Origin of the sequence: Bacillus cereus group sp. MYBK79-1, assembly GCF_051915365.1 — a bacterium.
Lineage (GTDB): Bacteria > Bacillota > Bacilli > Bacillales > Bacillaceae_G > Bacillus_A.
This window is the reverse complement of record NZ_JBQAEO010000023.1, coordinates 16,784-38,941: the sequence shown is the minus strand read 5'-3', so window position 1 is coordinate 38,941 and position 22,158 is coordinate 16,784. Positions and strand designations below refer to the sequence as shown.

The window sequence follows — 22,158 nt, the reverse complement described above, 5'->3', positions numbered from 1 at the left end:
ATTTTCTTTTTCTTCCGCTAAAGTTAAATGTTGATGCTATAGTTTTGAAGGTGAATATATGACACAAGAAAAATTTTCACAAAAATCATTAACGCATGCTGATATTCCGCGTGCAACATATCATATTCCGAAAACATCTACCCATTTAATTATGGAAGAAGATGCAGATGCGGCGTATTTTCGCGCTCTCGAACAACAAAATGTTTTTTTAAATGAAAAACAATTAGAGGCCGTGCGTACGACAGAAGGCCCTGTCCTTACATTAGCTGGTGCCGGAAGCGGGAAAACCTCTGTTTTAACAACCCGCGTAGGTTATTTAGTAAATGTAAAACAAGTTCATCCGCGCAATATTTTATTGCTTACATTTACACAAAAAGCAGCTGAAGAAATCCGAAACCGTGTAGCAAATTTACCAGGTATGAATCGTGCAGCAAGTAGCTACGTTGTTGCTGGTACATTCCACTCTGTCTTTTTAAAATTGCTTCGTAGTCAAGGATATAATCAGCAAATTTTAGCAAACGAAAAACATAAACAAATTATGATAAAGAAAATTTTAAAAGAATTACGCTTAAAAGACGATTATGATGCTGAAACGATGCTCGCTATGATTTCACTTGAGAAAAACAAATTGAATCGTCCGAAAGATGTAAAAGCAAAGACACCCGTTGAACAAGAATTTAAAGAAGTATACGAACGTTTTGAAGAAGTGAAACAACGATATAATTATATTGATTTCGATGACATCTTATTAGAAACATATTATATGTTAGAAAATAACGCTCCTTTGCTTACCCAATTACAACAACGTTTCCACTATATTGAAGTAGATGAGTTCCAAGATACATCGTATGCACAATATGAAATTGTAAAATTGTTAGCCACGCCAAGAAATAATTTATTTATCGCAGGTGATGACGATCAGGCGATATACGGCTGGCGAGGAGCAAGTCACCAAATTATTTTATCTTTTCCAAAAGAATTTGATAACACTACGATTATCGCACTTAATACAAATTATCGATCCAACCCATTTATCGTCGGACTTGGAAATGAAGTTATCAAACTAAATCAGGAGCGTTTTGATAAAGAGCTATATTCTGTGCGCGAAGAAGGTGTACAACCTTTTTACGCAAGACCTGCTACGACTCTTGATGAAGCAAATCAAATTTTGCAGCTCATTCAAGAAAAAGTAGATAGCGGCGGACGTAACTTTAAAGATTTTTGTTTACTGTATCGCACACATTCTGTAAGCCGTTCGTTACTTGATCAGCTTACCATTCACAAAATCCCGTTTATTAAGCACGGGGCGAGCCAATCGTTTTATGAACATTCTTTAATTAAGCCTGTATTAGATCATTTAAGACTGGTAATTGAACCGTTTCGACTAGAATCACTTTCAAATATATTGCCAACGATGTATATTGGGCGTGATGATTGTATTTCATTTATTGAACGTGAACAATGGAAATATGGTGAGGGCCGTTTCCCTTCTCTTCTCCATTTCTTATTATTAAATCCGAGCTTAAAACCTTTTCAAGTGAAAAAGGTAAATGAGCGTATCGATTTTATTAAATTTATAAAAGAATTAGAACCGAAAAAAGCATTAAAAGAAATTATTCATGGTAAAGGAAAGTATTTAGAGTACTTACAAAGTAATGATCGCTCTTCCTTTACGATGCATAAAGATATACAAGAAGAAATGTTAGAAGAATTAATGGAGTCTGCAACTCGTTTCACCGACATTCCAGCTTATTTACAATTTATTGATGAAGCAATTCAAGGTCAAAAAGAAATGGAAGCATTAAAAACAATGCCACAAAAAGATGCCGTTTCGCTTATGTCTATTCATAACGCAAAAGGCCTTGAATTTCCATGCGTCTTTTTACTTGGAGCGAGCGATGGTATTCTCCCCCATACTTCTTCTTTAAAAGATGCAAATGATCGTGTTACAGAGACTTCTGAAGCTTTAGAGGAAGAACGCCGACTACTTTATGTCGCAATTACACGTGCGAAAGAAGAACTTTACATTTCCTCTCCGCAATTTTTTAGAGGAAAAAAATTAGATATATCTCGTTTTTTATATACTGCGCGAAAAGATTTACCTGAAAAGACATCCACTAAATAAGGATGTCTTTTTTTATATTGCATTATGTACATCCCTCCTATATAAATTCCCTGTTTTCATCATAAGAATTAACGTAATATCAACCATATCTCACTCATATTGTAATAGTGTATGTCAGAACTCACGATAAGGAGTGAACATAATGAGCTGCAATTGTAACGAAGACCATCATCACCATGATTGTGATTTCAACTGTGTATCGAATGTCGTTCGTTTTATACATGAATTACAAGAATGCGCAACGACAACATGTGGATCTGGTTGCGAAGTTCCATTTTTAGGAGCACATAATAGTGCATCAGTAGCCAATACACGCCCGTTTATTTTATACACAAAAACTGGAGAACCTTTTGAAGCATTTGCACCAACTGCAAGCCTTTCTAGCTGCCGATCCCCAATTTTCCGTGTCGAGAGTATAGATGATGATGATTGCGCTGTATTGCGTGTATTAACTGTAGTATTAGGTGATACTTCTCCTGTACCACCTGATAATGATCCAATTTGTACGTTTTTAGCTGTACCAAATGCAAGATTAATGTCGACCAACACTTGTCTTACTGTTGATTTAAGTTGCTTCTGCGCTATTCAATGCTTACGCGATGTTACGATTTAAAACTAAATAATGAGTTAAGCATGGATTGGGTGGCAGAAAATTCTGCCACCCAATCCATGCTTAAAAGGTATTATTATGTATTTTTCTTAAAATTGGGAACTTGTCTAGAACATAGAACCTGTCCTTTTCATTAACTGAAAGTAGAAACAGATAAAGGAGTGAAAAACATGTTCTCTTCTGATTGCGAATTTACTAAAATCGATTGTGAGGCGAAACCAGCTAGTACACTACCTGCCTTCGGTTTTGCTTTCAACGCTTCTACCCCTCAGTTCGCTTCATTATTCACACCATTACTATTACCTAGCGTAAGTCCAAACCCAAATATTACTGTTCCTGTAATAAATGATACAGTAAGTGTCGGAGATGGCATTCGAATTCTACGAGCTGGTATTTATCAAATCAGTTATACATTAACAATTAGTCTTGATAACGCACCTGTTGCACCAGAAGCTGGTCGTTTCTTCTTATCATTAGGTACGCCAGCTAACATTATTCCTGGATCAGGTACAGCGGTTCGTTCTAACGTTATTGGTACTGGTGAAGTAGACGTATCCAGTGGTGTTATTCTGATTAACTTAAACCCTGGCGATTTAATTCAAATTGTACCAGTTGAGTTAATTGGAACTGTAGACATCCGTGCTGCAGCATTAACAGTTGCACAAATTAGCTAGTAAAAAGCGGTATTTCTTCCTTAGAAATACCGCTTTTTATATTTATAATAAAAAACACTCACAGTAATATGAGTGTTTCATTCTTCATAATGTTTTATTGTGTTCTTCTTTTTCCCGCAATTACATCCCTTTTTCTTCACAAATCCTTGTTGTTGTAATTGTTCTTGGTATGCCTGTTGTTGTGCTTGGTGTTGTTGCTGTATATGATACCATTGCTGCAGGTCATATGAATTTTGCCTTGGACTATTACTCACAGCAAACATCTCCTCTACTGTCAATTCTGTCTATTTACTATATGAACAACTCTTTATTTCCGTTCCCTCATTCTTTTAAACTCCGCTTTCTCTCGTATTATGAAAATATATTATTCTCCCATAAAATATCCTGTAATCGTTTCAATGATTGCTGCTGCTCCTGCAATAGCTAATAATGCAAGTAACGGCTCTGCAACGATAGGAATCCAATTATATAAAACTAATAAAAAAGCACTAACCCATACACCTGTACACCAATAACAGCTTAATAATTCTCCAATCCACTTTCTTAATCCTTTACCTTTTACTTTTGTAAAAGTTGATACACTTCCATCCGGCTCTGTAATCTCTAATTCATCAATAAACGGTCTTCGCAAAAAAGTTGTAATTTTATCATAAACAATTAAACGGGTGAGCCTAAAAGCAGCTAACGCGAAAATAAAGAATAAAAGCCAACTTGTAAACAGCATGATTCCACCTTCCCTTATCTTCTTTTGCCTATTTAAAAAAAAAGCTCTTGAGATTGTGACCAAATCTCCTCGACTCCAATATCTTATTAATGTAAATACAAACAAGAAGATAAGGAGTGACATTAATGAGTTGTAACGAAAATAAACACCATGGCTCTTCTCATTGTGTAGTTGACGTTGTAAAATTCATCAATGAATTACAAGATTGTTCTACAACAACGTGTGGATCTGGTTGTGAAATCCCATTTTTAGGAGCACACAATAGTGCTTCAGTAGCAAATACACGCCCTTTTATTTTATACACAAAAACTGGAGAACCTTTTGAAGCATTTGCACCAACTGCAAGCCTTTCTAGCTGCCGATCTCCAATTTTCCGTGTGGAAAGTGTAGATGATGATAGCTGTGCTGTATTACGTGTATTAACTGTAGTATTAGGTGATACTTCTCCTGTACCACCTGATAATGATCCAATTTGTACGTTTTTAGCTGTACCAAATGCAAGATTAGTATCGACTAACACTTGTCTTACTGTTGATTTAAGCTGCTTCTGTGCGATTCAGTGCTTACGCGACGTTTCTATCTAATAAGTGAAGTAAACAAAAAAACTATTGGGGTGGTAGAAGATTTCTACCACCTTTACATATTTAAAAGCCGGCCATACTAATCGATTGGATATCATCTATAGACAACTTAATATCTCGCATACTATTTTGCGGCATAATGGATACAATGCCATTACGATACGATATGATTGATCCAATATAAGAAACTGTATCCGTTTTTATTCTGCACCTTACTTTCGGAATGTAATGAGGACGGTTTAATAAGAAATGAATTTTCTCATCATTATTCATATCCTTAAATGATTTATTATACGGAACAGTTCTCACTGGCTCCTGCTGTTCTTGTACTTGTTCCTCTTCTTCTATTTCTTCTACTTGCTGCTCTTGTTGCTCTTTTTGTTCTATTACCTCTTCCACAGCACTACTTACAGCATTTTTATTTTCATTTTCATTTCTATTACTTACTTCTCTTCGATCCTCATTTTCAAAGTTTGTTAAGATAATCCTCTTTATTTTCGGTGCAGCAAGTTCCAAACTTACTTGCGCAATATATAACAACGGTTTTCCAACTGTTGAACTTTTATTTTTATTCTTCACACTCGTCCCTCCCACTTCCATACGTAGCTGAATAAATCGTGTACTATTATAGTTATATTCATAACGTGGTAAGAACTTTCGTTAAAAATCGTTCTTTCTAAGAACAAATAAAAAGGACAATCTCAATATGTAGAGATTGTCCTTTAAAAATTCATATTATATTTATCCTAGGATATGATACCCTGAATCAACGTGAATGTTTTCTCCTGTTACGCCGCGTGCCAAATCACTGAATAAGAATACGGCTGTATCTCCAACTTCTTCTGGAGTTGTTGTACGACGAAGTGGTGCGCGTTCCTCAATTTCTCTTAAGATTGAGTTAAAGTCGCCTACACCTTTTGCAGATAACGTACGAATTGGCCCTGCAGAAATCGCGTTAACGCGAATGCCATGTTGACCTAAATCGTTAGCTAAATATTTCACGCTCGCTTCTAATGAAGCTTTCGCAACACCCATAACGTTATAGTTTTTCACAACGCGCTCGCCACCAAGATATGTTAACGTTAAAATATTTCCGCCTTCTGTCATTACTTTCTTCGCTTCTCTTGCTACAGCTGTTAAAGAGAATGCACTAATATTTTGTGCGAGTAAAAATCCATCGCGAGAAGTGTCTACAAATTCACCTTTTAAGTCGTCACGATTTGCAAAAGCAATACAGTGTGCTACACCGTGAATTGTACCAACTTCTTGCTTGATTGTTTCAAAGCAAGCTGTAAGTTCTTCATCATTCGTTACATCACAAGGTAATACAAGTGATTCTTGTCCTTCTAATGTGTCTGCTAATTCACGAACGTTTCTCTCTAAACGTTCTCCTGCATATGTGAAGATTAATTTTGCACCTGCATTATGCAAAGAGCGAGCAATTCCCCACGCAATACTTCTTTGGTTCGCAACGCCCATAACAACAAATGTTTTCCCTTGTAATAGTTCCATGATATATCCTCCCAGAATTACTTATACTTGTTATTAGTACCTGATACTATAATTATAGTACCATAAAACCTCTTAAAGGCAAACAAAAAAGTCATTAACTTAAATTTTGTTAATGACTTTTTGTTTCTATAAAAAACCGCTCTAATCCTTCTTCCCAAGAAGGCATTTGTGAAAAACCATTTAATCGTAGCATGTTATGTTGAAAAACAGAATATTTTGGTCTCGCTGCCGCCGCTCCAAATTCTTCGGTTGAAACAGGTAATACATTCACTTTCATATTTGCATACGCAAATATTTTTTTTGCAAATTCAAACCAAGAACATGAGCCTCTATTTGATACATGATACGTACCATATAAAGAAGTATGAATGAGCTTATTAATCATCACATTTAAATCCGCCACATAAGTAGGAGAGCCGATTTGATCCGCTACAACAGACACTTCTGTCCTGTCTTTCCCTAATCGCATCATCGTTTTCACAAAATTATTTCCATGCTTACCATATAACCACGATGTGCGAACGATAAAATATTTATTATGTAACTCTTTGACGAACTGCTCTCCTGCATACTTAGAAGCTCCGTATATATTTATCGGCGCTGGATTATGAAATTCATCATACCCTTCCGGTCTGTCGCCCTGAAATACATAATCAGTACTAATATAAACTAACTTCGCGCCTACTAATTGTGAAGCAACCGCTACATTTCGAGCTCCTAGTGCATTTATTCTATACGCAAGATCTTGTTCTTTCTCCGCATGATCTACTTTCGTATACGCTGCACAATGAATAATTATATGTGGTCTTATTTCTTGTACCACTTGTTGCATTTGGGATATATTTGTTATATCTAGTAACTTTTTATCAAATGGATATATGTCATATTCTTCAGGATTTAACTCTTCTTGTAGTTGCTTTCCCAACTGACCATTTGCTCCTGTTATGATAAGCCGTTCTTTCATTTATATGCCCCTTACTTTTCTTTTAGTGGTTTCCACCATTCCTTATTCTTGTCATACCATTGCACCGTCTCTTGTAATCCTTGTTCGAACGTATACCTAGGTTCCCAATCAAATTCATTCTTCATCTTTTGTGCATCAATCGCATAACGACGATCGTGTCCTAAACGGTCCGTAACATATTCAATATCTTTCTTTGTTTTTCCTAAAAACGTAATAATTTGTTCTACAACATCTACATTTGTTTTTTCATTATTTCCGCCTATATTATACACTTCTCCTATACGTCCCTTATGCAGAACAACGTCAATCGCACTACAATGATCCGTTACATGTAACCAATCTCTTACATGTAATCCATCGCCATATAACGGTAGTTTTTTTCCTTCCAGCGCATTCGTTACCATTAACGGAATTAACTTTTCAGGATATTGATACGGTCCATAGTTATTGGAGCAACGCGTTACTATAACTGGTAATTGATATGTTTTATAATAAGATAAAGCTATCATGTCGGCGCTCGCCTTGCTTGAAGAATATGGACTATTTGGAGCTAACGGGGTTGCCTCAGTAAATTGCCCTGTTTTCCCTAAAGAGCCGTATACCTCATCTGTTGATACTTGCACGAGTTTAATATGTGGATATTTTTTTACTAATTCTAATAAGGTGACTGTCCCAATTACATTTGTATCATAAAAAGGAATCGGATTTTCAATGCTACGGTCCACGTGTGATTCAGCTGCGAAATTTACAATTACTTGCACGTCACGTTCCTTAATAACATGCTCCACCAGCTCTCCATTTTGAATTTCCCCTTTTACAAAAGAGTAATTCGGATGATCTTGAAGAGACTTCACGTTATTTAAATTCCCGCTATATGTTAATGCATCGAAATTAATAATTTTATATGTTTCATAGCTTTGTAACATGTAATGAACAAAATTACTTCCAATAAATCCGGCCCCACCTGTTACTAATATATTCATAAACAACTCTCCTACTCAAAAGCTATCTTCATATTCCTGAAGTAACGGTAATATTCGATCTTTGTCAGACAAAATAGGACTTGTTACCGGCCATGGAATTGCTAAGTCTTTATCGCTCCAAAGTACCCCTGAGTCATGCTCGGCGCTATAATACTCATCTACTTTATACATAACGATCGTATGCGGGACAAGTGTACAAAAGCCATGTGCAAATCCTTTTGGCACTAATAATTGCCGATGATTATCCGCACTTAAAATATAGCCTCTCCACTGTTTAAATGTTGTTGAATCTTTTCGCAAATCAACGATAACGTCATAGATTGCTCCTTGCATAACTTGAATAAGTTTCGTTTGTGCTTTCGGATTTTTTTGAAAGTGCAATCCCCGAATCGTTCCCGCTTCCGCTGAATACGAAACATTATCCTGTACAAATGAATACGTAACCCCTAATGTTTCCAGCACCTTCTTATTGTAACTTTCAGTAAAAAAGCCGCGCTCATCTCCAAATAACCTTGGTTCTAACAATTTTGCGTCGGTAAAGTTTGTTTCTACAACTTTCATATTCTCACCTATTCTCCGTTAAACTGTTTACCAAAGTTTATATCCCGCGCTAACGTATTAGCCTTTTGAAGAGAAACATGAGTTCCCGCATCCGTCCACCAACCGCTCATTTCATTATAAGTAAGTACCCCTCGTTTTAAATACCAATTATTAATATCTGTAATTTCAAGTTCTCCCCTTGCGGAAGGTTTTAATTCTCTTATATAAGAAAAGACTTTTGAATCATACAAATAAATTCCTGTGACTGCATAGGAACTTTTCGGCTCTTTCGGCTTTTCTTCAATTTCAATTATTTTTCGGTTTTGAATATGTGCTACACCAAATCTCTCCGGATCATCTACAGATTGCAGCAGTACTTTCGCACCTTCTTTTTGATTTGCAAACTCTTCAACGTACGGACGAATGTCATCAGAAAAGATATTATCTCCTAATATAACTACCATGCGATCTTTCCCGACGAAATTCTCACAAAGCCCTAATGCTTGCGCAATTCCGCCAGCCTTATCTTGCACACGATACGTAAAAGACACGCCAAACTCTTGACCGCTTCCTAAAAAACTAACAACATCTCCCATATGCTCTTTACCTGTAATAATCATAATATCTGTAATCTCGCATTGTTTTAGCTTATATACTGCATGATAAATCATTGGATAACGTCCAACAGGAAGCAAATGTTTATTCGTTACTTTCGTTATTGGATATAATCTCGATCCCGTTCCACCAGCTAAAATAATTCCTTTCATCCTGCATCTCTCCCTTATGATGGAGATAGTATATCTTTGTAATGCTCTACAAACACTTTCCGATCCTTCTCATATGTATCCGCATCAAACTCATCCCCGTTGTAGTGAATACACCATAAATTCGCTTGATTAGGGATACCAATTAAATAACCTGCCTTTTGAAACTCTAAAGACTGCGAAACATCATAAAAGTGGAATCCTTGAAACAAGTCTTCTCGCCACGGAATATCATATTGTGTGGCCATTAATAATCCATCAATTGCCTGAACTGACATAAATGATTGATTACCATAAAACAGCTGGTCTAAATTTAATAATTGATAATTCTTTCTTCTATACTCAATCACTTTCCCTACTAAATTTTTCCCTTCCCACCATATCCCGTTGCTCGGTAAAAACTGGGCTCCAGCTACACCAATTAAACCGAGTTTTTCGTTATCTTTAAAAAGAGAAATAAGTGTATAAAACATCTCTCGATTAATAAGATAAGTATCTTGATGTATATAAACCTTATACTTCGCGGGATATGAAAGCGCTCGATTATATGCACTTGCCATACTTTTCGCATCTCGTATCGGAAAAATTTGTACGACATAACCAGGGGGAACAAAAAGATTTCTTATTTGTCTCTCACATTGTTCAAACAGCTCTTCATTATTTATACAAACAACGACTAATATTGTATGATCTTTCATTTTGTAGCCCCTCTATTCGTCTTGATTTACATCTGACATATAGTGCTCCACAAATATCTTTCTATACTTATCATAGTTGGTCATATTCACATCAATATGATAGTGAATGCACCAAGCATCACGCTGTACAGGAACCCCAACTGTATAACCTGCTTTTCTAAATTCAAATGATTGAGACACATCATAATAATCAAACCCATCAAACAAATCTTCTCGCCACGGAATATCGTATTGCGTTGCCATTAATAATCCGTCAATACATTCAACGGGCATAAATGTTTTTGAGTCATGATACGGCTTTTCTTGACTGGCCATATAAAATAAATCATTCATATAACCAATGACTTTTCCAACAACTCCTCTGCCTACATTCCATATTCCATTTGGAGGAACATATTGGGCTCCAACCATACCAATCATTCCAAGATGTTCATGTTCTTGAAACAATTGCAGTAATCCATATAAAAATCCTACATTTACAATGAAAACATCTTGATGTATATACACTTTATATTTTGCTGGATGCGAAATTGCTTGATTATATCCGCTCGTCATACTTTTTGCATTCCGAATCGGCATAAACTGTACCGTGTATCCTGGAGGAACTGGCAATTGTAATATATGTCGCGCACATTGTGCATACAATTTCCGATCATTTATACACGTAACAAATAATATTGTTTTATCTGCCTCACTCATAATTGTGATTTTTCTGCTTCAATAATATATTGAAATACAACCGTCTCAGCCATGAAGCCACTTCCAAGACGATATTTTTTACAAATCCCATATAATTCCTCAATAAGCGGTTCATACATTTTATGATCAACATATACACGATCTACTTTACTAATCGAATAACCTGCTTTTAAAAACATTCGTAGCATTTCATTAAATGTAAAGAAGCGAATATGTGTTTTATCTAATAAACCATATTCTGTATACGTCCAATTTCCAGCGAGTAAGGGGGCTAATACTGAAATGTGCGAAACGTTCGGGATACTAGCCAAAATTACACCATTTTTCTTTATATATGGTTTTACTTTTTCTATTACAGCCCACGGATCAAATAAATGCTCTAATACGTCACCAAATATAACGCAATCAAATTGCTCCTCCTCATACGGCATATCCATTGTTTCTATATCACCTAAAACAACATGATCTAGTTTTTCTTTTGCTTGTTCTGCCGCCTCTGGGAATGCCTCAATTCCTGATACACGTGTGCCATTTTCTTTTATGGCAGCTCCCAATGTACCACTCGAGCAACCGATATCAAGAACTTCTTTCCATTCCTTTTTTATATGCTTTAATAAATTCGGATTCACAGCATTATAATAATGCCCAGACTTTTCTTCATATAAAGAATTTTTTGGGGAATTCATTTCACACACTCCTTATGCAAATTGAATTTGAAATATAAAGCTCATATGAATTCTATAGATGTAACCAACACGAGTTACATTGCCGATACTTTACTATATAGCCAATCTATTAGAGTTAGAATCATGATAAATCATTTCTAAAAAACGCAACCTATAACGATTTATATTGTTTATCAAAAACACTTCGAAAATATTTGCGGTTATATTCAATTGCAGCATTATTCGGAACATAAGAAGCTGCCAATTCATTGTAATAATAAGCTTTATCTTGCTCTCCTAACTTGCTATAACAAATACACATTTGTAAATAAGGAATCCATGTATAGCTAGCTGGACTGTGAAAAGGACTCTCTGTTGCCAGTGGCACTTCTGTTGCAAGTTTAAACCAAAAAATTGCTTCATTGTACTTTTGTTGTTCCATATATATATATCCTATTCTTGTACAATTCTCTCCTCTAGGAACATCATGCCGAAATGACTTTACACAAGATTCAACTGCCTTCTCCCACATTCCGAGCTTTGCATAGCAATCTCCTAATTTACCACATGCATAAATTTTCTCTTCATACCAACCTTCGTCTTGATTAAGAAATGCTTCATATAATAGAACTGCATCATCATATTTTTGATTATCCATAGATTCATTCGCGTAATAAAACAAATCTCTCGGACTCAATTCTTCCCCAGCTGCTACAGCATCTTGAAAAATTTTCAAATTACGGTTCGTTACTTGCTTTTCTTTCTTATGTGTAATCGCAACATTACTATTAAAAATCTCACCAAAAATAGCTAAATACTCATGTACTTTTCCAAACCATTGAAATTGTTTTTCACGCTTTACAAGCCGATATCTTTTTGTACAATATAACGGTTTCCCGTTAGAATCCATTACAAGATGATAAGGCATCGAAACAGCATCCACATTAGGATCTAACTCTCTTTTTAATAGATTCAATGCCTCCTGCGCATCTTCTAATAACACATCATCAGCATCTAGCCATAATATATATTGTTGCGTTGCTTTCGAAAAAGAAAAATTTCTAGCTGCCGCAAAATCATTAATCCATGGAAAGTCATATATGTTAGAGGTATATTGAGCTACAATTTCTTTCGTTCGATCAATGGAACCTGTATCAACTATAATAATTTCATCAACAATTTTTTCTACTGCGTCTAAACATCGACCTATTGTATTTTCCTCATCTCGAACAATCATACATAAACTAATTGTAATTCCTTGCTTGTTCAACATAATCACCCTCTTCCAAATCAATCATATGTTATACATACAATAAACTTTCCATTTTTTTAACTTGCACAAGTAGTTTAAGATTTCTTTTCAATAATTCAAATGTCGGTGTCATTTTCTTCCGTTTTTGCATCTACTATATAATGAACGCTTTATGGAGGTGAATTTATGTCAAATAATAATTATTCAGATGGATTAAATCCCGATGAATCTTTATCAGCTAGTGCATTTGACCCTAATCTTGTAGGACCAACATTACCACCAATACCACCGTTTACCCTTCCTACCGGACCGACTGGACCGACTGGGCCGACTGGACCGACTGGGCCGACTGGACCAACTGGGCCAACTGGACCAACTGGACCAACTGGACCGACTGGACCAACTGGACCGACTGGGCCGACTGGGCCAACTGGACCGACTGGGCCAACTGGACCGACTGGGCCAACTGGAGACACTGGACCGACTGGACCAACTGGGCCAACTGGAGACACTGGACCAACTGGGCCAACTGGACCGACTGGGCCAACTGGGCCAACTGGGCCAACTGGAGACACTGGACCGACTGGACCAACTGGGCCAACTGGAGACACTGGACCGACTGGGCCAACCGGAGACACTGGACCGACTGGGCCAACTGGAGACACTGGCGCTACTGGACCAACTGGTGCTACCGGACCGACTGGACCGACTGGACCAACTGGACCAACTGGACCATCTGGATTAGGACTTCCAGCAGGATTGTATGCCTTTAACTCAGCTACAGTTTCTTTAGCTCTTGGAATTGATGATCCAGTACCATTTAATACCGTTGGATCTCAGTTTGGTACAGCAATTTCTCAAATGGATGCTGATACTTTCGTAATTAGTGAAACTGGTTTCTATAAAATTACTGTTATTGCTTATACAGCGGCAGTAAGTTTATTAGGAAGTCTTGCAATTCAAGTTAATGGCATTACTGTACCAGGTGCGGGCACAAGTTTAATTTCACTTGGAGCTCCTATCGTTATCCAAGCCATTACACAAATTACTACAACACCATCACTCGTTGAAGCAGTTGTTACAGGAATTGGATTATCACTAGCTTTTGGTACAAGTGCATCCATTATTATTGAGAAAATCGCTTAATTTTGCACTTAGCAGTAAGACTGATATCAGTCTTACTGCTTTTTCATTTGTAAATTCAATCATTAAATCTTTCTTTTCTACATAGTCATAGTGTTGTATGACATTCCGGCAGGAGGCACTTATATGGAAAATAAATCAGCTGTTCAGCTTTATCTTGAATTATTAAAGAAAACAATTTTATTTGAAATATGGTTAGAATACGAACCATACTTACCTGCTTCGTTACATATCTCTAAAGAGCTATCATATGAACCGGTTACAGTTCCGCTTCCTTTATTTCTTAAGCAGTACGTAGAAAATCACAATTTAAAAATTGTTGATCCTAACGTTTCAAAAAGTGAGCGTCAAGGTGGTAAGGATTGGCCAAGAGCAGCACACAGTATGGTTGGCCGAAAACGTATGAATCAATTACATGAGGCTATGGAAACTGTTGTCCGTGAAAATATAAAAGGTGATTTTATTGAAACTGGTGTATGGCGCGGAGGATCTTGCATTTTTATGAATGGTTTTTTACAAGCAAACAACATTACGGATCGTACTGTGTGGGTTGCCGATTCGTTTGAAGGTCTGCCAGCACCTAACTTAGAACAATATCCGAAAGATTACGGTGATTATTTGCATACATTCGATTACTTACGAGTTTCTTTAGAAACAGTGCAAGAAAACTTTAGAAAATATGATTTATTAAATGATCAAGTGAAATTTTTAAAAGGTTGGTTTAAAGATACATTACCTTCAGCACCAGTAGAAAAAATTGCAATCGCTCGCCTTGATGGTGATATGTATGAATCAACGATGGATAGTCTTGTAAACTTATACGATAAAGTTTCAACAGGTGGCTTTATTATTATTGACGATTACGGATTAGTAACATGCGCAGAGGCTGTAACAGATTTCAGAAAGGAAAGAAACTTACAAGCTCCTATTACTAAAATTGATGATTTCGGTATTTATTGGCGAAAAGAATAGAATACAATTTTATTCTTTTGAGAGGAACTTTACACTACTTATTCATAAGAACGACTCGTGTAAAGTTCCCCTCACTACAAATGACTAATTTATATACAATAGAAATCCTCTACTTTACTACAAGGACGGAGTGAATGTATGAACGAAAATGAGAAAAAAATCACATTAATTCCACCCCCAGAACTCGTTCAATATGTAGGTGGTGACTTTGAAGAAGTTGGAAAAGAGTTTATGCAGTATTTTATTGAAATTGGCAACTTAAAATCAAATGAAACAGTGTTAGATGTAGGCTGCGGTATCGGCCGAATGGCGGTTCCATTAATGAACTATTTAAGCGATGAAGGTACTTATTATGGATTTGACTTATTCAATGCGGGAATTACATGGTGCAAAAATAACATTTCTACACGCCGTAACAATTTCCATTTTGAACATGTCGATATATATAATCAATTCTACAATCCCGATGGAAAAGAAGATGCTTCCCAATACAAGTTTCCATATGAAGATGCATCATTCGATTTTATTTTTTTAACGTCTGTATTTACCCATCTCCTTCCGAAAGAATTAGAACATTACGTATGCGAGATCTCACGAGTTCTGAAAAAAGATGGGAGATGTTTTATTACTTTCTTTTTAATTAATCCTGAATCTTCCTATTACTTAAATGCAGGAGTAAGTACGTTAGGTTTTTATCATCAAATTGACAATTGTTATGTTCTAAATAAAGATATCCCGAATTTCGCAGTTGCCTATCCTGAAGAAGATATTCGTACCCTATTAAATAAGTATGGACTAGAAATGCAGACTCCTCCCCATTATGGTTCATGGTGTAGCAGAACTGAACACACAAGCTATCAAGATATTATTCTTACACAAAAAATTTCTGAAAGGTAGTTGTATATGAATAATATAAAACATCCGCCTCTCGTTTCCATCCTTATTCCCACCTATAATAGACCACACTATTTTAAAATTGCTCTAGAAAGTGCATTAGCACAAACCTATCCAAACATTGAAATTATTGTAGGAGACGATAGCACAAATCATGAAACAGAAAAATTACTATACAGACATTATTTACATAAGTATAAACATATAACGTACATTCGAAACACCTCTACTCTAGGACAATTTCATAACGCCCTTATGCTCTTAGAACAGTCAAATGGAGAGTACATAAATTTCTTAATGGACGATGATATATTTTATAATAATAAAATCGAAAAAATGATGTTTCATTTCCAACAAGACTTAAATAAAAATCTCGCACTTATCACATCCTATCGTACTTGGATAAATGATGATGGAGATATACTTGAACAACATCCCTCCATGAAAAGATTATATGATGAAGATACTCTACTAAATGGGAAAGATTTTGGAAACCGTATGCTTATAGCAGGGCAAAACATTATCGGTGAACCTACAATCGTACTCTTTAGAAAAAGTCTATTAGCAGAACCTTTCGGCACTTTAAATGGCAGAAAATACGGCTGTAGTGTTGATATGGCCTCTTGGATAAGTTTACTTTCAAAGGGTGATGCGATGTATATCACTGAGCCTTTAAGTTCATTCCGCCTTCATACTGGACAGCAAGTACGCCACAAATTCCTTGAGGGCTGTGAAGATTTTTCCCAGCTCGTTTTAACCTCGAAAAAGTATGGTTTCTTACAAGACGCCAAATATTATAAAAAGGGGTTAGTAAGAGCTTACGGGTGGTATAAAAATGCGGTCAAATTTTACGATCTATTTCCAAACCTCATTCCAGATATAAATACACATGCCCGTCTTTCCTATTGTTTAAATATCATTACAAATGAGCTCCGTGCACTATAGTCTGTCACACGGTAGGTACGATTCCTTCCGTGTGATGTATGACTTCCCACAAATAGTGGAATAAATGTATGCATAGTCTGCTTGTATATTATTTTTATCATGACATGATCCATATACTTACTAGGCGATAGAAAGGAATACATACATTGAAAGATCCAAATTCTCAATATCAAATAGACTACGTATTACTACTCATTTTATTCGCCATTGGGACTGTTAGTTGCTTTGCAATTGCAAGTGCACAAGCCTCTTTACCACCATTTTTGCAAAGTGTAAATTTTGTATTAAAACAAATCCAATGGTACTTCATTGGATTTATAGCTATTGGTATGATTATGATTATTGATTTCGATCGTTATCAAAAAATTGCTTGGTATTTATATAGCTTTGCATTGGTACTACTTATCGGACTAGAACTTCAAGTACCAGGTGCCGTTACAATAAAAGGCGCTACCGCTTGGTACAGGCTTCCAGGCATCGGGAATTTTCAGCCTTCTGAAATTATGAAATTGTTTTTAATTATCGTCACCGGACGAATTATAGCAAATCACAATGAGAAATATTTTTACCGAACAATACACGATGATTTTTTATTACTCGGAAAAATATGCGCAACAAGTTTGCCACCCCTCCTCCTTATTGCAAAGGAACCTGATTTAGGAAACACAATGGTAATTTCAGCAATGCTCGCTGCAATGATACTAGTTTCTGGTATACGTTGGCGTTTTATTTTCGGATTAGTTTCTGGTATTTTTATAGTTGGCGTTACATTAACGTATATTTTTTTTACTCATACAAAATTCTTTAAAGCACACATTTTACAAGAATATCAACTAAATCGCTTCTACGGCTGGTTGGCGCCATACAAATATGATGCGCAAGGCTATCAATTAAGACAAGCTTTCTTAGCTACTGGGTCAGGGGAAATGCAAGGGAAAGGTTGGGAAAATGGACAAGTATACTTTCCAGAACCACATACAGATTTTATTTTCACCAATGTCGCTGAACAATTCGGCTTTTTAGGCGCAAGTGTCATTATTGCACTTTTTTTCCTACTTATTTTCCGCATGATTCATATCGCTTTAGAAAGTAATGACCCTTTCGGTAGTTACATCTGCGCTGGTACAATCGGAATGTTTACTTTTCAAGTATTTCAAAATATCGGGATGACCATCGGATTATTACCTATTACAGGAATCACATTACCTCTTATGAGCTACGGAGGAAGTTCCTTACTCACATACATGATAGCGATTGGATTTGTTTTAAACGTTCGCTCTAGAACGAAAACCTTTATGTTCAACTAAAGTACAAAACGGTATATTTTTATCTCTATCCTTTTTTAGATATACTAATGAAAAATAGGATGGAGGTTTAAATATGAAATATGACATTATAGGGGATATTCATGGATGCTTCCAAGAGTTTCAAGATTTAACGATGAAACTCGGATATAACTGGAATAGTGATTTGCCGATTCACCCTGATCGACGTAGACTTGCGTTTGTTGGTGATATTACAGATCGCGGCCCTCATTCATTACGTATGATTGAAATTGTATGGGAACTTGTTATAAATAAAAAAGTAGCTTATTACGCTCCGGGAAATCACTGTAATAAACTATATCGATTTTTCCTTGGGCGTAATGTGACAATTGCCCATGGACTCGAAACAACTGTTGCCGAATATGAAGTACTGCCTTCTCATAAACAAAACATGATAAAAGAAAAATTCATCACACTTTACGAGCAATCCCCTTTGTATCACGTACTCGATGAAAAAAGGTTAATTGTGTGTCACGCGGGAATTCGGCAAGATTACATAGGAAGACAAGATAAAAAAGTACAAACCTTTGTATTATATGGCGATATTACAGGAGAAAAACATGCTGACGGCTCACCTGTCCGTCGCGACTGGGCGAAGGAGTATAAAGGAACAGCTTGGATTGTATATGGACATACACCCGTAAAAGAACCTCGCTTCGTCAATCATACAGTCAATATTGACACTGGCGCTGTATTTGGTGGCAAACTAACCGGACTACGTTATCCTGAAATGGAGGCTGTTTCCGTTCCTTCCTCCCTGCCTTTTGTCCCTGAAAAATTCCGCCCAATTTCATAACCCTTATTTAAGATTTAGGAGGGAGTACCGTATCATTTAGGCGGCTCTCATAAAAAACTAGGTAAAGTAATGAAAAAAAGATGCATTAAAGTGCATCTTTTTTTCATTACACGGCATATACTGTCGCAGGAGGTGACAGAATGAAGAAAAAATCTTCTAAACAAAAAAGAAAATGCCCGCCTTTTTATCTACCCATGTACGGAATTAACAACTGGTGCAGCATTCGAGCTGCAGCTGTAGAAGAACTGGAAGGACAAGAGCCATCCCCAAAAAGCAAAGCTAGACCAAAATATGTCTCTTTAGAAAATGCTGTAATGAGCCGCATAATTGACAATAGAAAAACAAAGATGCAGCAAAAAAATAAAAATCTCTCTACTCATAATGAAAAGATTGTTCCTTCTGAGCAAACAGAGAAAAATATAGAAGAAATTATACCTGTAGCAATAAATAAAAAAGCAGAATCAGAAATTCCAGCTGCTATTATAAATCAAGTGAAGAAAATAAAAGAAGCGTTAGCACCATCCAATACTATACAAACAGAAAAGACTATCATAATTCAAACCCCTACACCTGAAAATACAAAAGTAAAAAAAGGGGGGCGATATGCATATGCTGAGGGGCTGCACTCTCATGCAGAGGGTACAGCTTCACATGCAGAAGGGCTTCTGACACACGCAAAAGCTTCTTTCTCCCATGCAGAAGGATCAAAAACGAAAGCAACTGGACATAGTTCCCATAGTGAAGGAAGTGAAACGACAGCAGGTGGCGCTTATTCTCATGCGGAAGGTAAACATACAATTGCTTTAGGCGAAGCAGCACATGCAGAAGGAACCGCGACTATCGCTAACGGATTCTCTTCTCATGCGGAAGGTAATCATACATCAACGGCTCATTTTGCAGGTAGCCATATTATGGGGCGCTTCGGCACAGCAGAAGAATCTTATTCTTGGTTTATCGCAAACGGCACAAGTGAAACTGACCATAATATCGGTGCAAAGTGGCTTGCTCATAACGGGGAAATGTATATTGATGGCGCTTCTTACAATGCAAGTGGAACTGATTTTGCACAAATGTTTGAAACAGCAGACAATACTCTTATTGATGTAGGTTATTTCGTTACATTTAGTAGCGAAGAAAAAATTCGAATCGCTACTTCAAACGATTCATTCATCTTAGGTATATCTAGTGCAACCCCCGCTCTTATAGGAAATAGCGGTGCTTTAAGTTGGCAAAAACGCTATAAAACAGATACCTTCGGAAAACGTCAATATGTACGTACGGAATCGCAAGACATACAACCTCTTTTAAATACAGAATGGGATCCCGCTTGCAAATATATAGCAAGAAAAGATCGTACCGAGTGGCTTCCTGTCGGATTAATTGGACAAATGTTAGTACGTGATGACGGCACTTGCGAAACGCATGGATATTGTCGTCCAAATAACGATGGCATTGCTACAAAATCCGAAAGTGGATTTTTCGTTATAAAACGCACGGGTGAAAACCAAATTTTAATATTATTCCGCTAAGAAAAAAGGGAACAAAATTCTTCATTACATAAGAATTTTGTTCCCTTTTTAAGTATGTCTTACTACTGCTTGCATATCGCTTGGAATCGTTGTAGTGAAAGACATTTCCTTCTCTAAAATAGGATGATAAAACGTCAAAGATGTACTATGAAGTGCTTGGCGTTTTATCACATCTCTTCGTCCTCCATATAAATCATCGCCAAGTAACGGGTATCCTATATGAGCCATATGTACACGAATTTGATGCGTTCTTCCTGTCTCAAGCTCAAGCGATACATGCGTCTTATGATTGGCGCTATCCATCACTCTAAAATGAGTAACTGCTCTTTGCCCCTCCTCACAAACGGTTCGCTCAATAATGCTATCCGCTTTCCGTCCAATCGGTGCGTTAATCGTTCCTTCTCGTTCTATCATCTCACCATGAACGATTGCTTCATATGTTCTTTTCACAGCTTTTTGTTGATGCTGTTTCGATAATAGATGATGCACGAAACGATTTTTTGCAATAAGCATAAGCCCTGAAGTATCACGATCTAACCTTGTTACGATGTGCACCGTACTTGCAAGATGTTGCTTATCATAATGAGATAAGAGCGCATTCGCAACACTCCCTGCCGGATGTTCTCTAGACGGAATCGTTGACATGTTCGCCTCTTTGTTTATGACAAGAACCGCATCATCTTCATATACAATACATAAAGGGATATCTTCTGCAATCATCCCTTCACTTCTTTCTTCCACTGGAAAAAAGACACGTAATTCCTCACCAGCTTGCAACTGATGACGAACACTCGCATGTTGATTATTTACTTCAATAGCTCCGCCACGAAATTTTATATCCGTTAATGCGGCTTTAGAAATCCCTTTTGTTTTTAAAAATTCTCTAACTAAAGTTCCCTCTTCAGCCGATTCTATATCCCACTTCAATGTAAATCTGTTCAAATATATAAACCCTTTCTATTTATCTGCAACAAACGAGTCACGAACTCGTTTCCAGAACGGGAATGGACGGAAACGAACAAATCTTACTTTCTCGTTTGCAACGCGATACTGAATTGATTTGACATCTTGATGAACCATCGTTAAATGGTCTACCGTAATTTGTAAGTTCATTCCTGCAGCCGGCTTCAACACACATGTATGATGCTTCGGCAGTACGAGCGGCGAACCTACCGTACGAAACACACGATTATTAATAGATGCCATTTCTGCAATTTGAATCGCTTCAATAGAAGGGTGAATAATTGCTCCGCCAAGCGCCTTATTATACGCAGTACTTCCCGAAGGAGTAGAAATACAAAGGCCATCTCCGCGGAACGTTTCAAAGTACTCTCCGCGTATTTCCACTTCTGTTACTAATGTACCTTCCGCACTTTTAACAGTTGCTTCATTCATCGCCAAATACTGTGACTCTTTACTCCCATTCACATAGCGAATAATCACTTCTAAAAGCGGATATTCCACCACTTGGAATGGTGTTTTAGCAATTGCAATTACTAATTTCTCTACTTCTGTCGGTAACCAATCTGCATAGAAACCTAAATGCCCTGTATGTACACCAACAAATGCTGTTTCAGCCAATCGATTATAATAACGATGAAACGCATATAAAAGCGTTCCATCTCCCCCAACAGAAATTACAATATCGGGTTCCTTTTCATCCATTATAAATCCAAAATCTAGCAAGTACTCTTTCATCGTGCCTGCCAATGTATCTGATGATTGATCTCCCTTTGACATAATTGTAAATTTCATCGCCCAAC

25 protein-coding genes are annotated in these 22,158 nt (G+C 36.8%); 11 read left to right on the top strand and 14 right to left on the bottom strand.

Going from position 1 to position 22,158, the window contains the following annotated elements:
- Nucleotides 1–58 precede the first annotated feature (58 nt).
- The 3 genes from ACTFOB_RS24125 to exsF all read left to right on the top strand — a co-directional run bounded on the left by ACTFOB_RS24125 (nucleotide 59) and on the right by exsF (nucleotide 3,409).
- A complete protein-coding gene (locus ACTFOB_RS24125) occupies nucleotides 59–2,125 on the top strand; it encodes an ATP-dependent helicase (RefSeq protein WP_440029521.1) in 2,067 nt (688 codons plus the stop codon).
- A 142-nt stretch (nucleotides 2,126–2,267) separates the two neighbouring features.
- Nucleotides 2,268–2,738: a spore coat protein CotY gene (gene cotY, locus ACTFOB_RS24120; protein ID WP_440029523.1), complete on the top strand. Its 471-nt coding sequence runs from the start codon at nucleotides 2,268–2,270 to the stop codon at nucleotides 2,736–2,738.
- A 167-nt stretch (nucleotides 2,739–2,905) separates the two neighbouring features.
- Entirely contained in the window at nucleotides 2,906–3,409 is a 504-nt protein-coding gene (gene exsF / locus ACTFOB_RS24115; protein ID WP_440029525.1) for an exosporium protein ExsF, read from the top strand.
- Between the two features lie 77 nt (nucleotides 3,410–3,486).
- On the opposite strand, the gene ACTFOB_RS24110 is transcribed toward exsF, so the two are convergent.
- Both ACTFOB_RS24110 and ACTFOB_RS24105 read right to left on the bottom strand, forming a co-directional pair.
- Nucleotides 3,487–3,672 (bottom strand): hypothetical protein, encoded by a 186-nt coding sequence (locus ACTFOB_RS24110; protein ID WP_033657682.1) that lies wholly within the window; start codon nucleotides 3,670–3,672, stop codon nucleotides 3,487–3,489.
- A 101-nt stretch (nucleotides 3,673–3,773) separates the two neighbouring features.
- The gene (locus ACTFOB_RS24105; RefSeq protein WP_440029527.1) at nucleotides 3,774–4,133 is read right to left on the bottom strand and encodes a DUF1360 domain-containing protein; all 360 of its coding nucleotides are present in this window, start codon (nucleotides 4,131–4,133) and stop codon (nucleotides 3,774–3,776) included.
- 125 nt (nucleotides 4,134–4,258) lie between these two features.
- Here ACTFOB_RS24105 and exsY point away from each other — a divergent pair, with 125 nt between their 5' ends.
- Nucleotides 4,259–4,717, top strand: coding sequence for an exosporium assembly protein ExsY (exsY, locus tag ACTFOB_RS24100; protein WP_001277728.1), 459 nt, complete (start codon nucleotides 4,259–4,261; stop codon nucleotides 4,715–4,717).
- 60 nt (nucleotides 4,718–4,777) lie between these two features.
- Here exsY and ACTFOB_RS24095 read toward each other — a convergent pair whose 3' ends face one another.
- The 10 genes from ACTFOB_RS24095 to ACTFOB_RS24050 all read right to left on the bottom strand — a co-directional run bounded on the left by ACTFOB_RS24095 (nucleotide 4,778) and on the right by ACTFOB_RS24050 (nucleotide 12,812).
- Complete coding sequence (locus ACTFOB_RS24095) at nucleotides 4,778–5,314, bottom strand: spore coat CotO family protein (RefSeq protein WP_440029529.1); 537 nt, start codon at nucleotides 5,312–5,314, stop codon at nucleotides 4,778–4,780.
- Nucleotides 5,315–5,455: 141 nt separating this feature from the next.
- Nucleotides 5,456–6,226, bottom strand: coding sequence for an enoyl-ACP reductase FabI (gene fabI, locus ACTFOB_RS24090; protein WP_000421885.1), 771 nt, complete (start codon nucleotides 6,224–6,226; stop codon nucleotides 5,456–5,458).
- Nucleotides 6,227–6,335: 109 nt separating this feature from the next.
- Entirely contained in the window at nucleotides 6,336–7,190 is an 855-nt protein-coding gene (gene rfbD, locus ACTFOB_RS24085; protein WP_440029531.1) for a dTDP-4-dehydrorhamnose reductase, read from the bottom strand.
- A gap of 11 nt (nucleotides 7,191–7,201) precedes the next feature.
- Nucleotides 7,202–8,173: a dTDP-glucose 4,6-dehydratase gene (gene rfbB, locus ACTFOB_RS24080; RefSeq protein ID WP_440029533.1), complete on the bottom strand. Its 972-nt coding sequence runs from the start codon at nucleotides 8,171–8,173 to the stop codon at nucleotides 7,202–7,204.
- A gap of 15 nt (nucleotides 8,174–8,188) precedes the next feature.
- Nucleotides 8,189–8,734, bottom strand: coding sequence for a dTDP-4-dehydrorhamnose 3,5-epimerase (gene rfbC / locus ACTFOB_RS24075; protein WP_151631292.1), 546 nt, complete (start codon nucleotides 8,732–8,734; stop codon nucleotides 8,189–8,191).
- An 8-nt stretch (nucleotides 8,735–8,742) separates the two neighbouring features.
- A complete protein-coding gene (locus ACTFOB_RS24070) occupies nucleotides 8,743–9,480 on the bottom strand; it encodes a sugar phosphate nucleotidyltransferase (protein WP_151631293.1) in 738 nt (245 codons plus the stop codon).
- A gap of 14 nt (nucleotides 9,481–9,494) precedes the next feature.
- Nucleotides 9,495–10,175 carry a glycosyltransferase family protein gene (locus ACTFOB_RS24065; RefSeq protein WP_440029534.1) on the bottom strand — a complete coding sequence of 227 codons (681 nt, stop codon included), beginning with the start codon at nucleotides 10,173–10,175 and terminating at the stop codon, nucleotides 9,495–9,497.
- 12 nt (nucleotides 10,176–10,187) lie between these two features.
- Nucleotides 10,188–10,874 (bottom strand): glycosyltransferase family protein, encoded by a 687-nt coding sequence (locus ACTFOB_RS24060; protein WP_151631295.1) that lies wholly within the window; start codon nucleotides 10,872–10,874, stop codon nucleotides 10,188–10,190.
- On the bottom strand, nucleotides 10,871–11,560 hold the full coding sequence (locus ACTFOB_RS24055) for a class I SAM-dependent methyltransferase (protein ID WP_151631296.1): 690 nt from the start codon (nucleotides 11,558–11,560) through the stop codon (nucleotides 10,871–10,873). The genes ACTFOB_RS24060 and ACTFOB_RS24055 overlap by 4 nt, the downstream gene beginning before the upstream one ends.
- 151 nt (nucleotides 11,561–11,711) lie before the next feature.
- Nucleotides 11,712–12,812, bottom strand: a complete 1,101-nt coding sequence (locus ACTFOB_RS24050; RefSeq protein ID WP_440029535.1) for a glycosyltransferase — start codon at nucleotides 12,810–12,812, stop codon at nucleotides 11,712–11,714.
- A gap of 165 nt (nucleotides 12,813–12,977) precedes the next feature.
- Here ACTFOB_RS24050 and ACTFOB_RS24045 point away from each other — a divergent pair, with 165 nt between their 5' ends.
- The 7 genes from ACTFOB_RS24045 to ACTFOB_RS24015 all read left to right on the top strand — a co-directional run bounded on the left by ACTFOB_RS24045 (nucleotide 12,978) and on the right by ACTFOB_RS24015 (nucleotide 20,395).
- Complete coding sequence (locus ACTFOB_RS24045) at nucleotides 12,978–13,937, top strand: BclA C-terminal domain-containing protein (RefSeq protein ID WP_440029537.1); 960 nt, start codon at nucleotides 12,978–12,980, stop codon at nucleotides 13,935–13,937.
- A gap of 123 nt (nucleotides 13,938–14,060) precedes the next feature.
- On the top strand, nucleotides 14,061–14,906 hold the full coding sequence (locus ACTFOB_RS24040) for a TylF/MycF family methyltransferase (protein WP_151631299.1): 846 nt from the start codon (nucleotides 14,061–14,063) through the stop codon (nucleotides 14,904–14,906).
- A 138-nt stretch (nucleotides 14,907–15,044) separates the two neighbouring features.
- Nucleotides 15,045–15,803: a class I SAM-dependent methyltransferase gene (locus ACTFOB_RS24035; RefSeq protein WP_440029539.1), complete on the top strand. Its 759-nt coding sequence runs from the start codon at nucleotides 15,045–15,047 to the stop codon at nucleotides 15,801–15,803.
- 6 nt (nucleotides 15,804–15,809) lie between these two features.
- Nucleotides 15,810–16,745, top strand: coding sequence for a glycosyltransferase family 2 protein (locus ACTFOB_RS24030; RefSeq protein ID WP_440029541.1), 936 nt, complete (start codon nucleotides 15,810–15,812; stop codon nucleotides 16,743–16,745).
- A 146-nt stretch (nucleotides 16,746–16,891) separates the two neighbouring features.
- Nucleotides 16,892–18,052 carry an FtsW/RodA/SpoVE family cell cycle protein gene (locus ACTFOB_RS24025; protein WP_440029542.1) on the top strand — a complete coding sequence of 387 codons (1,161 nt, stop codon included), beginning with the start codon at nucleotides 16,892–16,894 and terminating at the stop codon, nucleotides 18,050–18,052.
- Between the two features lie 73 nt (nucleotides 18,053–18,125).
- Nucleotides 18,126–18,866 (top strand): bis(5'-nucleosyl)-tetraphosphatase PrpE, encoded by a 741-nt coding sequence (gene prpE / locus ACTFOB_RS24020; protein WP_440029544.1) that lies wholly within the window; start codon nucleotides 18,126–18,128, stop codon nucleotides 18,864–18,866.
- Between the two features lie 140 nt (nucleotides 18,867–19,006).
- Nucleotides 19,007–20,395, top strand: coding sequence for a peptidase G2 autoproteolytic cleavage domain-containing protein (locus ACTFOB_RS24015; protein ID WP_440029546.1), 1,389 nt, complete (start codon nucleotides 19,007–19,009; stop codon nucleotides 20,393–20,395).
- A 48-nt stretch (nucleotides 20,396–20,443) separates the two neighbouring features.
- Here the strand turns inward: ACTFOB_RS24015 and ACTFOB_RS24010 are convergent, their stop codons facing one another.
- Together ACTFOB_RS24010 and ACTFOB_RS24005 are read right to left on the bottom strand one after the other, a co-directional pair.
- Nucleotides 20,444–21,337, bottom strand: a complete 894-nt coding sequence (locus ACTFOB_RS24010; RefSeq protein ID WP_440029548.1) for an RluA family pseudouridine synthase — start codon at nucleotides 21,335–21,337, stop codon at nucleotides 20,444–20,446.
- Between the two features lie 15 nt (nucleotides 21,338–21,352).
- A complete protein-coding gene (locus ACTFOB_RS24005) occupies nucleotides 21,353–22,150 on the bottom strand; it encodes an NAD kinase (RefSeq protein ID WP_151631306.1) in 798 nt (265 codons plus the stop codon).
- Between the last annotated feature and the right edge of the window lie 8 nt (nucleotides 22,151–22,158).

Bases quoted from the DNA above. Each gene is read 5' to 3' on its own strand.
- ACTFOB_RS24060 (WP_151631295.1), bottom strand. From the start codon at position 10,874: ATGAGTGAGGCAGATAAAACAATATTATTTGTTACGTGTATAAATGAT.
- rfbC (WP_151631292.1), bottom strand. From the start codon at position 8,734: ATGAAAGTTGTAGAAACAAACTTTACCGACGCAAAATTGTTAGAACCA.
- fabI (WP_000421885.1), bottom strand. From the start codon at position 6,226: ATGGAACTATTACAAGGGAAAACATTTGTTGTTATGGGCGTTGCGAAC.
- ACTFOB_RS24035 (WP_440029539.1), top strand. From the start codon at position 15,045: ATGAACGAAAATGAGAAAAAAATCACATTAATTCCACCCCCAGAACTC.
- ACTFOB_RS24055 (WP_151631296.1), bottom strand. From the start codon at position 11,560: ATGAATTCCCCAAAAAATTCTTTATATGAAGAAAAGTCTGGGCATTAT.
- ACTFOB_RS24105 (WP_440029527.1), bottom strand. From the start codon at position 4,133: ATGCTGTTTACAAGTTGGCTTTTATTCTTTATTTTCGCGTTAGCTGCT.
- ACTFOB_RS24125 (WP_440029521.1), top strand. From the start codon at position 59: ATGACACAAGAAAAATTTTCACAAAAATCATTAACGCATGCTGATATT.
- ACTFOB_RS24040 (WP_151631299.1), top strand. From the start codon at position 14,061: ATGGAAAATAAATCAGCTGTTCAGCTTTATCTTGAATTATTAAAGAAA.
- ACTFOB_RS24065 (WP_440029534.1), bottom strand. From the start codon at position 10,175: ATGAAAGATCATACAATATTAGTCGTTGTTTGTATAAATAATGAAGAG.
- ACTFOB_RS24110 (WP_033657682.1), bottom strand. From the start codon at position 3,672: ATGTTTGCTGTGAGTAATAGTCCAAGGCAAAATTCATATGACCTGCAG.
- ACTFOB_RS24045 (WP_440029537.1), top strand. From the start codon at position 12,978: ATGTCAAATAATAATTATTCAGATGGATTAAATCCCGATGAATCTTTA.
- rfbD (WP_440029531.1), bottom strand. From the start codon at position 7,190: ATGAAAGAACGGCTTATCATAACAGGAGCAAATGGTCAGTTGGGAAAG.
- rfbB (WP_440029533.1), bottom strand. From the start codon at position 8,173: ATGAATATATTAGTAACAGGTGGGGCCGGATTTATTGGAAGTAATTTT.
- exsF (WP_440029525.1), top strand. From the start codon at position 2,906: ATGTTCTCTTCTGATTGCGAATTTACTAAAATCGATTGTGAGGCGAAA.
- prpE (WP_440029544.1), top strand. From the start codon at position 18,126: ATGAAATATGACATTATAGGGGATATTCATGGATGCTTCCAAGAGTTT.
- ACTFOB_RS24015 (WP_440029546.1), top strand. From the start codon at position 19,007: ATGAAGAAAAAATCTTCTAAACAAAAAAGAAAATGCCCGCCTTTTTAT.
- ACTFOB_RS24005 (WP_151631306.1), bottom strand. From the start codon at position 22,150: ATGAAATTTACAATTATGTCAAAGGGAGATCAATCATCAGATACATTG.
- ACTFOB_RS24095 (WP_440029529.1), bottom strand. From the start codon at position 5,314: ATGGAAGTGGGAGGGACGAGTGTGAAGAATAAAAATAAAAGTTCAACA.
- exsY (WP_001277728.1), top strand. From the start codon at position 4,259: ATGAGTTGTAACGAAAATAAACACCATGGCTCTTCTCATTGTGTAGTT.
- ACTFOB_RS24050 (WP_440029535.1), bottom strand. From the start codon at position 12,812: ATGTTGAACAAGCAAGGAATTACAATTAGTTTATGTATGATTGTTCGA.
- ACTFOB_RS24030 (WP_440029541.1), top strand. From the start codon at position 15,810: ATGAATAATATAAAACATCCGCCTCTCGTTTCCATCCTTATTCCCACC.
- cotY (WP_440029523.1), top strand. From the start codon at position 2,268: ATGAGCTGCAATTGTAACGAAGACCATCATCACCATGATTGTGATTTC.
- ACTFOB_RS24070 (WP_151631293.1), bottom strand. From the start codon at position 9,480: ATGAAAGGAATTATTTTAGCTGGTGGAACGGGATCGAGATTATATCCA.